The organism is Stappia indica (assembly GCF_001696535.1).
GTDB classification, from domain to species: Bacteria; Pseudomonadota; Alphaproteobacteria; order Rhizobiales; family Stappiaceae; genus Stappia; species Stappia indica.
In genome coordinates this window covers 602338-614493 of record NZ_MBQE01000001.1, presented here as the reverse complement: position 1 = coordinate 614493, position 12156 = coordinate 602338, and the positions used below count along the sequence as shown (strand labels likewise).

Genomic DNA, 12156 nt, shown 5'->3' with positions numbered 1-12156 from the left:
CTGGCTAGACCAGCCGGGAAAGCAGGGCCTGCAGCTCGCCGAGATGCGCCACCTGATGGAACCGGTCGCGGCCGGCCGGGATGTCGGCATGTTCCAGCGCCCAGGTGATCTCGTAGGGCACATGGACGCCGTGGCTGCCGGCATCGAGCGCCGGCACCACGTCCGACTTCAGAGAATTGCCGACCATCATGGCCCGCCCCGGGCCATCGCCATGGCGGGCGAACAGGGTGCGATAGGTCTCTGCCGTCTTTTCCGGCACGATCTCGACCGCATCGAAATGATCACCGAGACCGGATTCGGCCACCTTGCGTTCCTGGTCGAAGAGATCGCCCTTGGTGATCAGCACCAGGCGGAAGCTGCCTTTCAGGGCCTGCAGGGTCTCCTCCACATGGGGCAAAGGCTCCACGGGATGGGAGAGCATGGTGCGGCCGGCCTCCAGGATCTCGCCGATCACCGAGGCCGGGGCCTTGCCTTCCGTCACCTCGATGGCCGTCTCGATCATGGACAGGGTGAACCCCTTCACCCCATAGCCGTAAAGGCGCAGGTTGCGGCGTTCCGCGGCCAGCAGCCGTTCGGTGAGATTGTCCTTGTCGCTATAGTCGGCGAGCAGATCTGTGAAACGCTCTTCCGTCAGACGGAAGTTGCGCTCGTTGTGCCAGAGCGTGTCGTCGGCATCGAAGCCGATAGTCGTCAGCGTCGCCATTGTGTCTCCTCGCGCGCGGTTCAGCCGCCTTCCAGCTCGGTCGAGAGCTCCAGCCACTGCTCCTCGGTGCGCACCAGCTTCTTCTCCAGATAGGCGCGTTCCTTGGCAAATTTCGTCGCCCGCTCCGCGTCCTTGCGGAAGAAGTCGGGATCCGAGAGCGCTTCGTCGAGCTTGCCGATCTTCTCCTGCAGGCGCGCCATTTCCTTCTCCGCTGCCTGGATTTCCTTGCGCAGCGGCGCCTGCCGGGCGCGTCGGTCGGCGGCCTCGCGGCGCTTTTCCTGGGCGGTGCGATCATCTTCCGGCTCGGCCGCCGCGGCGCTCTTCGCCGCCTCGCGTGCGTTGCCGCGGTCGGGCTTGTCCTTCTGCAGGATCAGCCGGCGATAATCCTCCATGTCGCCGTCGAAGCTGCGAACGCCGCCATCGGCGACGAGCCATAGCCGGTCGGCGCAGGCCTCCACCAGATGTCGGTCGTGCGAGATTAGGATCACAGCGCCGTCGAACTCGTTGACCGCATGGATCAACGCCTCGCGGCTCTCGATGTCGAGATGGTTGGTCGGCTCGTCGAGGATCAACAGGTGCGGGCCTTCGAAGGTGGCAAGGCCGAGCAGCAGGCGGGCTTTCTCGCCGCCCGACAGGTCGCGCGCCGGGGTCTCCATACGGCTTGTCGGCAGGCCGAAGCGGGCGACACGCGCGCGCACCTTGGCCTCCGGTGCATCGGGCATCAAGCGGCGCACATGCGCGACGGGGCTTTCCGCCGGCATCAGCTCGTCGAGCTGATGCTGGGCGAAGAAGGCGACCTTCAGCTTGGCGGCCTTGGTGATCTCGCCCGACTGGCGTTCCAGCCGCCCGGCGATCAGCTTGGCGAAGGTCGACTTGCCGTTGCCGTTGGAGCCGAGCAGGGCGATGCGGTCGTCGTTGTCGATGTTGAGCGACAGGCGCGACAGGATGGTGGTGTCGCCATAGCCGACGGCGACGTTTTCCAGCCGGATGATCGGCGGGGCGAGCCGGCCTTCCGGGTCGGGGAAGGAGATCGGCAGCGCGTCGGTTTCCACCACCGCGGCGATGGGCTCCATCTTTTCCAGCATCTTCAGCCGCGACTGTGCCTGGCGTGCCTTCGTCGCCTTGGCGCGGAAGCGGTCGACGAAAGCCTGCATGTGCTTGCGCTGGGCTTCCTGCTTCTCGCGGTTCTTTTCCTGCAGCAGCAGCGACTCGCGCCGCTGGCGGTCGAAGCTGTCGTAGCCGCCGCGATAGAAGGTCAGCTTGAGCTGATCGAGATGGACGATGGAATCGACCGCCTTGTTGAGAAGGTCGCGGTCGTGGCTGATCAGCAGGACCTGATGCGGATAGCGGGAGATGTAGCTCTCCAGCCAGAGCGTGCCTTCCAGGTCGAGATAGTTGGTCGGCTCGTCGAGCAGCAGCAGGTCCGGCTCGGAGAACAGCACGGCCGCCAGCGCGACGCGCATGCGCCAGCCGCCGGAAAAGGACGAGCAGGGGCGAGCCTGCGCCTCGGCATCGAAGCCGAGGCCGGCAAGGATGCGGGCCGCACGAGCTTCCGCGGTGTGCGCGTCGATATCGGCAAGCCGGGTGTGGATCTCGGCGATGCGCAGCGGGTCCGTCGCCGTCTCCGCCTCCTCCAGCAGGCGGGCGCGCTCGGTATCGGCGGCCAGCACCACCTCCACCAGCGTCTGTTCCGTGCCCGGCGCCTCCTGCGCCACCTGGCCGATGCGCAGGCCCTTCGGCACGCGGATCTCGCCGCTTTCGGGCGCGCTGTCGCCGGTGATCAGGCGGAAGAGAGTGGACTTGCCGGCGCCGTTGCGGCCGACGAAACCGGTCTTGGCGCCCGAAGGCAGCATGACGCTCGCCCGCTCGAGAAGCGTCCGTCCGGCAATCCTGTAGGTGAGGTCGGTGATCTGCAGCATGGGCGGATCAATGGCCGGAAACGCCGGGCGGCGCAAGAGGGAGGAAAGCTGCCAAGGCGCTCCGGCGAAAGGCCGATTGCGGGCCGGTGCCGGCACAGCCTAGGATGGCGAGCGACCTGTTCCAGAAGAGGGGAAACAGTCATGTGCGTTCCAGGATGCCAGGAAGTCGTTGCCCGCCGGCTGAGCCGCCGCGGATTGCTCAAGGGGCTCGTCGGCACGACGGCGGGAGCTGCCGCCTTCGCCGCCTTTCCGCCGCCGCGCGCGGCCCATGCGGCGGATGTCTCGTTCACCCGCGCCGTCGATCTGACCCACGCGCTGGGCGAGGATTTCCCGACGTTCTTCGGCAAGCCGCAGCTGCGGATGGAGCGGACCGCGGAGTTCTCCAAGGACGGCTTCAACATGTACCAGTGGCATCTCGACGAGCACACAGGCACGCATCTGGATGCACCTCTGCATTTCTCGGCAGACGGGGTAGGGGCCGACGAAATCCCCATGGACCAGCTGATCGTCCCGCTGGTGGTCGTCGACATCCGCGAGAAGGCGCAGGCCGATCCCGATCACCAGCTTTCGGTCGACGATATCAAGGCCTTCGAGGCGGCGCATGGCGATGTGCCGGCAGGTGGCTGCGTCGCGATGAATTCCGGCTGGGCGCAGCATGTGGCGAGCGAGCGCTATCGCAATGCCGATGCCGAAGGCGCGATGCACTTCCCTGGTTTCTCCAAGGAAGCCTGCCTCTACCTGATGGAGAAGGGCGTGGTCGGCATCGCCGTCGACACTCTGTCGCTCGACCACGGCGCCTCCAAGACCTTCGACACGCACTACACGTGGTTGCCGTCCGGTCGCTGGGGGCTGGAATGCCTTGCCGGCCTCGATGAGGTGCCGGCAACCGGAGCGACGCTGGTCGTCGGTGCGCCGAAGATCAAGGGCGCGACGGGTGGCCCGAGCCGGGTCTTCGCACTGGTCTGATCGGCCTTCAAACTGCCTGATAAACGCAAAAGCCCCCGGCGGATGACGCCGGGGGTTTTCTGTTCTTGCGGAAGATCGCTTGGCCGGAGCCTTGCGGATCAGACCGAGTAGTACATGTCGTACTCGACCGGATGCGGGGTCATCTCGTACCGCATGTTCTCTTCCATCTTCAGCTCGATGTAGGCGTCGATCTGGTCGTCGTCCATGACGCCACCGGCCTTCAGGAACTCGCGGTCGGCGTCGAGCGACTCCAGAGCCTCGCGGAGCGAACCGCAGACGGTCGGGATTTCCTTCAGCTCCTCCGGCGGCAGGTCGTAGAGGTTCTTGTCCATCGCGTCGCCCGGGTGGATCTTGTTCTTGATGCCGTCCAGGCCGGCCATCAGCATCGATGCGAAAGCGAGATACGGGTTGGCTGCCGGATCCGGGAAGCGGACCTCGATGCGCTTCGCCTTCGGGGAAGAGGTGAAGGGGATGCGGCAGGAGGCCGAGCGGTTGCGCGACGAGTAGGCCAGCAGCACCGGAGCCTCGTAGCCCGGGACCAGGCGCTTGTAGGAGTTGGTCGACGGGTTGGTGAAGGCGTTCAGGGCCTTGGCGTGCTTCAGGATGCCGCCAATGTAGTACAGGCAGCTCTCCGACAGGTCCGCATACTGGTTGCCGGCGAAGACGGGCTTGCCGTCCTTCCAGATCGACTGGTGCACGTGCATGCCGGTGCCGTTGTCGCCGAAGACCGGCTTCGGCATGAAGGTCGCGGTCTTGCCATAGGCATGGGCGACCTGGTGCACGACGTACTTGTAGATCTGCATCTTGTCGGCGTTGCGGGTCAGCGTGTCGAACTTGATGCCGAGCTCATGCTGGGCAGCCGCCACCTCGTGGTGGTGCTTCTCGACGGTGACGCCCATCTCGGTCAGGACCGTCAGCATCTCGGAGCGGATGTCCTGGCAGCTGTCGATCGGCGGGACCGGGAAGTAGCCGCCCTTGGTGCGCGGACGGTGGCCGAGGTTGCCGGTCTCGTACTCGGAGCCCATGTTCGACGGCAGTTCCATGCTGTCGATCTTGAAGCCGGTGTTGTACGGATCGGCCGAGAAACGCACGTCATCGAAGATGAAGAATTCGGCTTCCGGACCGACATACACGGTGTCACCGATGCCGAGCGAGCTGACATAGGCCTCGGCCTTCTTGGCCGTGGTGCGCGGGTCGCGGTTGTAAGCCTCGCCGGAGACCGGGTCGATGATGTCGCAGATGATCGAGATCGTCGACTGAGCGAAGAACGGATCGACGTGGACGGTGTCCGGGTCGAGCACGAGCGTCATGTCGGACTCGTTGATCGCCTTCCAGCCGGCGATGGAGGAGCCGTCGAAGGCGACGCCTTCAGCGAACATGTCCTCATCGACCAGGCCTGCGTCCATGGTCACGTGCTGCAGCTTGCCGCGCGGATCGGAGAACCGCAGGTCGACGAACTTGATGTCCTTGTCCTTGATCTGCTTGAGAATGTCGCTGGCGCTCGTCATTTAAGATGTTCCCTGTTTTCCTTGGGGTCGGTCCCGTTAGGGTTCTTGCAGTGGGCAGCCTTGCAGTCCGCTTCGGGACCTGCCGGGCTGCCCGGAAGTTTCGGCCGATATCCGGCCAGAGCCTCAGATCGCGTCGGTGCCGGTCTCGCCGGTCCGGATGCGAACGGCCTCCTCGATGGTGGAGACGAAGATCTTGCCGTCGCCGATGCGCCCGGTCTGGGCGGCATTGCGGATCGCCTCGACGGCCTTGTCGACGAGGTCGTCGGTCAGCACGATCTCGACCTTCACCTTGGGAAGGAAGTCGACCACGTATTCGGCGCCGCGATAGAGCTCGGTATGGCCCTTCTGGCGGCCGAAGCCCTTGGCCTCGGTCACGGTGATGCCCTGAAGGCCGACCTCCTGGAGGGCCTCCTTGACCTCATCGAGCTTGAACGGCTTGATAATTGCCTCGATTTTTTTCATCGCCTCCGCCACTTCGCGTCATTCGGTTTCGAAATGCCGGCCGTTCCGGGCCTGTGCCATCTCCTGACTAGCATGCCCCGTGCCAAGTTTGCTTGCCGAAAAAAGAGCCTGCAAATCGGGCAATTCTTGCAGGGTTTTCCGGGCTGCCCAGCGTCCGGCGTCGAGGAGGTGATTAAATACTGTGCGGAGTGAACAATAAATAGGCGAATCTGATGCCATCAAATCCATCCTGGCTGGGTGGGAGGGGGACGTGCGAGTGCCTCGATCTTGGGCTTTTCGCCCAAACAGCGGGCAGGTGCGCGGGCGGCGAACGGAAACCGGCTTGCGTGCCCGCATCAATCCGCCAAACTCGAATCCGGCGCGCGGGCGCTCGGCGAAAAGCGCGACGCTCGATTTCGGGATGAGACACGACAGGGAGATACGGATGCGGATCGAGGCGCTCGACCACCTGGTTCTGACGGTCGCGGACATCGACGAGACTGTCGGTTTCTATTGCGGCGTGCTGGGCATGGAGGAGGTGGTGTTCGGCGGCGGCCGGCGGGCGCTGCATTTCGGTGCGCAGAAGATCAACCTGCACAAGGCGGGCGCCGAGTTCTCTCCGGCCGCGCGCGAGCCGACGGCCGGATCGGGCGACCTGTGCTTTCTGGTGGCCTCGCTCGAGGCTGCGATCGCGCGGCTGAAAGAGGCCGGCGTGACGATCGAGGAGGGGCCGGTCTCGCGTACCGGTGCCCAGTCTCCGCTGCGCTCCGTCTATATCCGCGATCCCGACGGCAACCTGATCGAGTTGTCCGAACCGCAGGCTGTGGTGATCGCTGGAGGCGGTGCTTGATCGAACTTCTCACTCCGGCCGAAATGGGACGGGCGGATGCGCTGGCGATTGCCGGTGGTGTGCCCGGCATCGACCTGATGCGGCGCGCGGGGCTGGCGGTGGCCGATGCCTGCAGCCGCATGGCCGGGCATTCGGGGCAGGTGCTCGTGCTGGCCGGTCCCGGCAACAATGGAGGCGACGGATTCGTCGCCGCCAAGGTCCTGCGCCAGCGGGGGTATCGAGTCGAGGTGCTGCTGCTCGGCGAGCCCGACCGGCTGTCGGGCGATGCGGCGCTCGCCTTTTCCGAAATGACGGCGGCGGGCCTTCGCGCCGGCGCGCTCTCGCAGGACACGCTGGATCGTGTGCCGGGGCAGGCGTCGGTTGTGATCGACGCGCTGTTCGGGGCAGGGCTCGCGCGCCCCATCGAGGGCGTTGCGGGCGAGGCCATGGACCGGGTCAACGGCTCGGGCGTGCCGGTGCTGGCGGTCGACTTGCCGTCGGGCGTGAACGGGGCGAGCGGCGAGGCGATGGGGCCGGCGATCCGCGCCAGTCGGACGGTGACATTCTTCCGTCTGAAGCCAGGTCATTTGCTGCTTCCAGGCCGCCTGCTCGCGGGACGAGTCGAGGTTGCCGATATCGGCGTTCCGGCGTCTGTCCTTGGCGAGGTCCACGGCCGCGAAGACGGGAAGACCTGGCGCAACGATCCGGCCCTGTGGGGCGCAGCGTTCCGCCCGCCGCGGCTCGACGGGCACAAATATGCGCGCGGCCATGCGGTGGTGGTGTCGGGACCGGCCCTGTCCACCGGCGCGGCGCGGCTGGCTGCTGGTGCCGCGCTTCGGGCCGGGGCCGGGCTCGTGACCGTGGCGACGCCGCCCTCCGCCGCGCTGGTGAATGCCAGCCATCTGACCGCGGTAATGGTGCGGTCTTTCCGCGGGGGCGAGGGGCTTGCCGAGATGCTGGCCGACCGGCGGCTGAACGCCGTGGCTCTCGGGCCGGGTGCCGGTGTCGGGGACGAGACGCGGGCGCTCACACTGACCTGCCTTTCCGGCGAGCGGGCGGTGCTGCTGGACGCCGATGCGATCACGTCATTCTCCGGGCGGGCCGATGAGCTGGCCGGTGCCATCTCGGGCCGGTCGGGGGCAAGGGCCGGAGATGTCGTGCTGACGCCCCATGACGGGGAGTTTACTCGTCTCTTCGGCGAGAGCACCGTTGGGGCTTCGCGGCTGGCGCGGGCGAGGGCGGGGGCACAGGCAAGTGGCGCCGTCGTCGTCTTGAAAGGGGCGGATACGGTGGTTGCCGCGCCCGACGGTCGTGCGGCGATCAACGACAATGCGCCGGCCTGGCTTGCCACGGCGGGGTCCGGCGATGTGCTGTCGGGCATCGTCACCGGCCTGCTGGCGCAGGGGCTGGGCGGGTTCGACGCGGCCTGTGCGGGCGTGTGGCTGCATGGCCGCGCGGGTGCGCTGGCGGGGCCGGCCCTGACGGCGGAGGATCTTGAGCCGGCTCTGCGGCAGGCTCTTGCCGAGTTCTTTTCCCGGGTAGGCTGAGCGGGGCGGGGCGAGGGCTCCAGATTGCGCTGCACAGCCTGTCGAGAAGCCCCGTTTTTTCTTTGACCCTGCCGGGCGGGGTGCTATAGAGGCCGCGCCTTGACTTCGGGCGCTTGAAGGCACGTCGCGGGCGTGGTGGAACTGGTAGACACGCCAGATTTAGGTTCTGGTGGCGCAAGCCGTGGGGGTTCAAGTCCCTCCGCCCGCACCACGTCAGGCCTTGGGCGATGCGCTCCCGTTTTGGCAGCGAATCCGGTCAGGAAAGCCCAATCGGGCCATACAATCACAAGAGCAGTCGGAAAGACGTTCTCGATCTAGGACGAAGCACACGACCATGCAGGTAACCGAAACGCTGGCCGAGGGGCTGAAACGCGAACTGAAAGTCGTCATTCCGGCGTCTGAGCTTGCTAGCCGCCTCGATACGTACCTTGACGACCTCAAGGACAAGGTGAAGATCAAGGGCTTCCGGCCCGGCAAGGTGCCGGCCGCGCACCTGAAGCGCCTCTACGGGCGCCAGGCGACCGCCGAGATCCTCAACGAGCTTCTGAACGAGACCACCCGCAAGGCGGTCGAGGAGCGTAACGAGAAGCCGGCGCTGCAGCCCGAGATCGATCTGCCGGACGGCGATGCCGAGGCGATCCTGTCGGGGTCTGCCGACATCTCGTTCAAGATGAGCTACGACATCCTGCCGGAGTTCGAGCTGATCGACTTCAAGACGGTCGAGATCGAGCGTCCGGTCGTCGAGATCTCCGATGCCGAGATCGATGAGCAGATCGCTCAGATCGCCGACAACAACAAGCCGTTCGAGACCAAGGACGGAGCTGCCGAGGATGGCGATCGCGTCCTCATGAGCTATCTCGGCAAGCTGGACGGCACGCCGTTCGACGGCGGCGCCGACGAGAACGGCCAGCTGGTGCTCGGCTCCAAGCAGTTCATTCCGGGCTTCGAGGAGCAGCTCGTCGGTCTGAAGGCCGGCGACGAGAAGGTCATCGAGGTGTCCTTCCCCGAGGACTATCCGGCCAAGCACCTGGCCGGCAAGGCCGTCACCTTCGACATCGTCGTCAAGGAAGTGCAGGCTCCGGGCGAGGTGAAGATCGATGACGACTTCGCCAAGGGCCTGGGCCTTGAGGGTCTCGACAAGCTGAAGGAGATCATCCGCGGCCAGATCGAGAGCCAGTACGGCGCGATGACCCGTCAGAAGGTGAAGCGTCAGCTTCTCGACAAGCTGGACGAGGTCTACACGTTCGACCTGCCCGAGCGTCTGGTGCAGTCCGAGTTCGACGGCGTGTGGCGTCAGGTCGAGCAGGACATGCAGCGCTCCGGCAAGTCCTTCGAGGACGAAGAGACGACCGAGGAAGAGGCTCGCGGCGAGTATCGCAAGATCGCCGAGCGCCGGGTCCGTCTCGGCCTGGTGCTCTCCGAGGTCGGCGAGCAGAACCAGGTCAAGGTGACCGACGAAGAGGTGCAGCGCGCTCTCTACGACAAGGTTCGCCAGTTCCCGGGCCAGGAGAAGCAGGTCTTCGACTTCTACCGCAGCAACCCGACGGCGCTCGCCAGCCTGCAGGCGCCGATCTACGAGGAGAAGGTCGTCGACTACATCCTCGAGCTCGCCAAGGTCACCGACAAGACGGTCACCAAGGACGAGCTGATGGCGGAAGACGAGGACGAGGGCTGATCCTCGTTCCCCGCATGACGGTTTGACGGACCGGCCCCGGATGACCTCCGGGGCCGGATTCGCGAGGAAGACAGCCTTGATCCTTGCGTTTTTAACCCTTGTTCCCGACCCGTCAGCACCTATCTTCCGATCAGAGGCGACATCCCTTATGAATGGGTGTCGCTTTTTTCGACTCAAGACCGAGACCGAGACCGTTCCCGGCCGCTCAAGAGCGGCGAACCGATTTGAAGAGGTGGCTGCGCGCGAGCGGTGCAGCCCGGGAACGTTCCTCCAAAGCATGGACGAGGCATGAAGGATCCAGTCGATTTCGCCGTGAACTCACTCGTGCCGATGGTCGTCGAGCAGACGAACCGGGGCGAGCGCGCGTTCGATATCTATTCGCGGCTTCTCAAGGAGCGCATCATTTTCCTCACCGGCCCGATCGAGGATCATCTGGCGACGCTCGTCTGTGCGCAGCTGCTCTATCTCGAGGCCGAGAATCCCACCAAGGAGATCGCGATCTACATCAACTCGCCCGGCGGTTACGTGACCTCGGGCCTGGCGATCTACGACACGATCCAGTTCATTCGCCCGGAAGTCTCCACGCTGTGCATCGGCCAGGCCGCCTCGATGGGGTCGCTGCTGCTCGCGGCCGGCGCCAAGGGCAGCCGCTTCTCGCTGCCGAACTCGCGGGTGATGGTGCATCAGCCGTCCGGCGGCTTCCGCGGCACGGCTGCGGATATCATGCTGCACGCGCAGGAGATCCTGAGCCTCAAGAAGCGGCTCAACGAGATCTACGTGAAGCATACGGGCCAGTCGCTGGACGCGGTCGAAGAGGCTCTGGAGCGCGACAAGTTCCTGACGCCGGAGATGGCCAAGGAGTTCGGCCTGATCGACGGCGTGATCACCAGCCGCGCCGGTCTTGCCGGCGGCGACGACAAGTCTAAGTGACGTAACGGTGCCAGGGTCGGACCCGCCTTCGGGTGGCGTGCGGCGTCCCGTTCGGTCCGAGAAGACCGGCGCCATGGCTTCGCCTTAAACGTATATTGATTTTTGAGGTGGAAGCATGATGACATTTACGGGACGAGTGCGGGCGGGTCTCTAGTCCGGTTCCGGAAAAGAGAAGAACGATCTCGTTCTTCTCGCCAGATACAGCGGAAGGACAAGTCCTTCCGAAGCACGCGGGGTTTACCTGATGACTAAGGCCAGCGGCGGCGACTCGAAAAACACGCTCTACTGCTCTTTCTGCGGGAAGAGTCAGCACGAAGTGCGCAAGTTGATCGCCGGCCCGACCGTATTTATCTGCGACGAATGCGTCGAGCTGTGCATGGACATCATCCGCGAGGAGAACAAGTCTTCGCTGGTCAAGTCCCGTGACGGCATTCCGACGCCGCAGGAGATTCGCGGGGTCCTCGACGATTACGTGATCGGCCAGGGTCCGGCGAAGAAGGTACTGTCGGTCGCGGTGCACAACCACTACAAGCGCCTGAACCACGCGTCGAAGAACAACGACGTGGAACTGGCCAAGTCGAACATCCTGCTCGTCGGTCCGACAGGCTGCGGCAAGACGCTGCTGGCCCAGACGCTGGCGCGCATTCTCGACGTGCCGTTCACCATGGCGGATGCTACCACGCTCACCGAGGCCGGCTATGTCGGCGAGGACGTGGAAAACATCATCCTGAAGCTGCTGCAGTCGGCCGACTACAATGTCGAGCGGGCGCAGCGCGGCATCGTCTATATCGACGAGGTCGACAAGATCAGCCGCAAGGCCGACAACCCCTCGATCACCCGCGACGTGTCGGGCGAGGGCGTGCAGCAGGCCCTGCTGAAGATCATGGAAGGCACTGTGGCTTCCGTGCCGCCCCAGGGCGGCCGCAAGCACCCGCAGCAGGAATTCCTGCAGGTGGACACGACCAACATCCTGTTCATCTGCGGCGGTGCCTTTGCGGGCCTGGAGAAGATCATCTCCGAGCGCGGCCGCAAGACCTCGATCGGCTTCAAGGCCAATGTCGAGGCTCCGGAAGACCGGCGCACCGGCGAGCTGTTCCAGGAGCTGGAGCCCGAGGATCTGCTGAAGTTCGGCCTGATCCCGGAGTTCGTCGGCCGTCTGCCGGTGATCGCGACGCTGGGCGACCTCGACGAGGAAGCGCTGGTCCAGATCCTGACCGAGCCGAAGAACGCCCTGGTCAAGCAGTACCAGCGCCTGTTCGAGATGGAGAACGTCGAGCTGACGTTCCACGACGAGGCGATGAAGGCTGTGGCCCGCAAGGCGATCGAGCGCAAGACCGGCGCCCGTGGCCTGCGCTCCATCCTGGAGTCGATCCTGCTCGACACCATGTACGAGCTGCCGGGCCTGAAGGGCGTCAAGGAAGTCGTGATCTCGGCCGAGGTCGTCACCGGCGAGGCGCGTCCGCTTTACATCTACGAGGATCGCGCGGAGAATTCGGCCACCTCTGCCTGATGCTGGTTTTCTCCCCGCTACCGATCTTGAAAGGCCCCGGTCCGGCAACGGTCCGGGGCCTTTGCCGTCGAAGGACCCGGTCGTGCCGGTTTCGGAGGTTTCCCTAGGGGCAGAAATTTGCCGGATTT

Annotated in this window: 10 protein-coding genes and 1 tRNA gene; 7 read left to right on the top strand and 4 right to left on the bottom strand. The window is 65.1% G+C overall.

What is annotated here, in order from left to right:
* Positions 1-4 precede the first annotated feature (4 nt).
* Together BBX35_RS02800 and BBX35_RS02795 are read right to left on the bottom strand one after the other, a co-directional pair.
* The gene (locus tag BBX35_RS02800; protein WP_067215764.1) at positions 5-703 is read right to left on the bottom strand and encodes an HAD family hydrolase; all 699 of its coding nucleotides are present in this window, start codon (positions 701-703) and stop codon (positions 5-7) included.
* A gap of 20 nt (positions 704-723) precedes the next feature.
* Positions 724-2622 (bottom strand): ABC-F family ATP-binding cassette domain-containing protein, encoded by a 1899-nt coding sequence (locus BBX35_RS02795; protein ID WP_067218100.1) that lies wholly within the window; start codon positions 2620-2622, stop codon positions 724-726.
* A gap of 141 nt (positions 2623-2763) precedes the next feature.
* On the opposite strand from BBX35_RS02795, the gene BBX35_RS02790 reads away from it, so the two are divergent.
* On the top strand, positions 2764-3588 hold the full coding sequence (locus BBX35_RS02790; RefSeq protein ID WP_067215761.1) for a cyclase family protein: 825 nt from the start codon (positions 2764-2766) through the stop codon (positions 3586-3588).
* 98 nt (positions 3589-3686) lie between these two features.
* Here the strand turns inward: BBX35_RS02790 and glnA are convergent, their stop codons facing one another.
* The gene (glnA, locus tag BBX35_RS02785; RefSeq protein WP_067215759.1) at positions 3687-5096 is read right to left on the bottom strand and encodes a type I glutamate--ammonia ligase; all 1410 of its coding nucleotides are present in this window, start codon (positions 5094-5096) and stop codon (positions 3687-3689) included.
* Positions 5097-5219: 123 nt separating this feature from the next.
* A complete protein-coding gene (locus tag BBX35_RS02780) occupies positions 5220-5558 on the bottom strand; it encodes a P-II family nitrogen regulator (RefSeq protein WP_067218098.1) in 339 nt (112 codons plus the stop codon).
* A 424-nt stretch (positions 5559-5982) separates the two neighbouring features.
* Here BBX35_RS02780 and BBX35_RS02775 point away from each other — a divergent pair, with 424 nt between their 5' ends.
* From BBX35_RS02775 to clpX, 6 genes are all read left to right on the top strand, one after another.
* Positions 5983-6387 (top strand): VOC family protein, encoded by a 405-nt coding sequence (locus BBX35_RS02775; RefSeq protein WP_067215757.1) that lies wholly within the window; start codon positions 5983-5985, stop codon positions 6385-6387.
* A complete protein-coding gene (locus tag BBX35_RS02770; RefSeq protein WP_067218096.1) occupies positions 6387-7913 on the top strand; it encodes an NAD(P)H-hydrate dehydratase in 1527 nt (508 codons plus the stop codon). The genes BBX35_RS02775 and BBX35_RS02770 overlap by 1 nt, the downstream gene beginning before the upstream one ends.
* 126 nt (positions 7914-8039) lie before the next feature.
* Positions 8040-8124: transfer RNA gene (locus tag BBX35_RS02765), tRNA-Leu, on the top strand.
* A 123-nt stretch (positions 8125-8247) separates the two neighbouring features.
* Positions 8248-9588, top strand: coding sequence for a trigger factor (tig, locus tag BBX35_RS02760; RefSeq protein ID WP_067215755.1), 1341 nt, complete (start codon positions 8248-8250; stop codon positions 9586-9588).
* 288 nt (positions 9589-9876) lie between these two features.
* On the top strand, positions 9877-10518 hold the full coding sequence (locus BBX35_RS02755) for an ATP-dependent Clp protease proteolytic subunit (protein ID WP_067215753.1): 642 nt from the start codon (positions 9877-9879) through the stop codon (positions 10516-10518).
* Positions 10519-10762: 244 nt separating this feature from the next.
* Positions 10763-12028 carry an ATP-dependent Clp protease ATP-binding subunit ClpX gene (clpX, locus tag BBX35_RS02750; protein ID WP_067215750.1) on the top strand — a complete coding sequence of 422 codons (1266 nt, stop codon included), beginning with the start codon at positions 10763-10765 and terminating at the stop codon, positions 12026-12028.
* Positions 12029-12156: the final 128 nt, after the last annotated feature.

What these genes read in the sequence shown, in the direction of transcription:
- BBX35_RS02780 (WP_067218098.1), bottom strand. Translation starts at nt 5,558, where the DNA reads ATGAAAAAAATCGAGGCAATTATCAAGCCGTTCAAGCTCGATGAGGTC.
- BBX35_RS02800 (WP_067215764.1), bottom strand. Translation starts at nt 703, where the DNA reads ATGGCGACGCTGACGACTATCGGCTTCGATGCCGACGACACGCTCTGG.
- glnA (WP_067215759.1), bottom strand. Translation starts at nt 5,096, where the DNA reads ATGACGAGCGCCAGCGACATTCTCAAGCAGATCAAGGACAAGGACATC.
- clpX (WP_067215750.1), top strand. Translation starts at nt 10,763, where the DNA reads ATGACTAAGGCCAGCGGCGGCGACTCGAAAAACACGCTCTACTGCTCT.
- BBX35_RS02755 (WP_067215753.1), top strand. Translation starts at nt 9,877, where the DNA reads ATGAAGGATCCAGTCGATTTCGCCGTGAACTCACTCGTGCCGATGGTC.
- BBX35_RS02790 (WP_067215761.1), top strand. Translation starts at nt 2,764, where the DNA reads ATGTGCGTTCCAGGATGCCAGGAAGTCGTTGCCCGCCGGCTGAGCCGC.
- BBX35_RS02795 (WP_067218100.1), bottom strand. Translation starts at nt 2,622, where the DNA reads ATGCTGCAGATCACCGACCTCACCTACAGGATTGCCGGACGGACGCTT.
- BBX35_RS02775 (WP_067215757.1), top strand. Translation starts at nt 5,983, where the DNA reads ATGCGGATCGAGGCGCTCGACCACCTGGTTCTGACGGTCGCGGACATC.
- tig (WP_067215755.1), top strand. Translation starts at nt 8,248, where the DNA reads ATGCAGGTAACCGAAACGCTGGCCGAGGGGCTGAAACGCGAACTGAAA.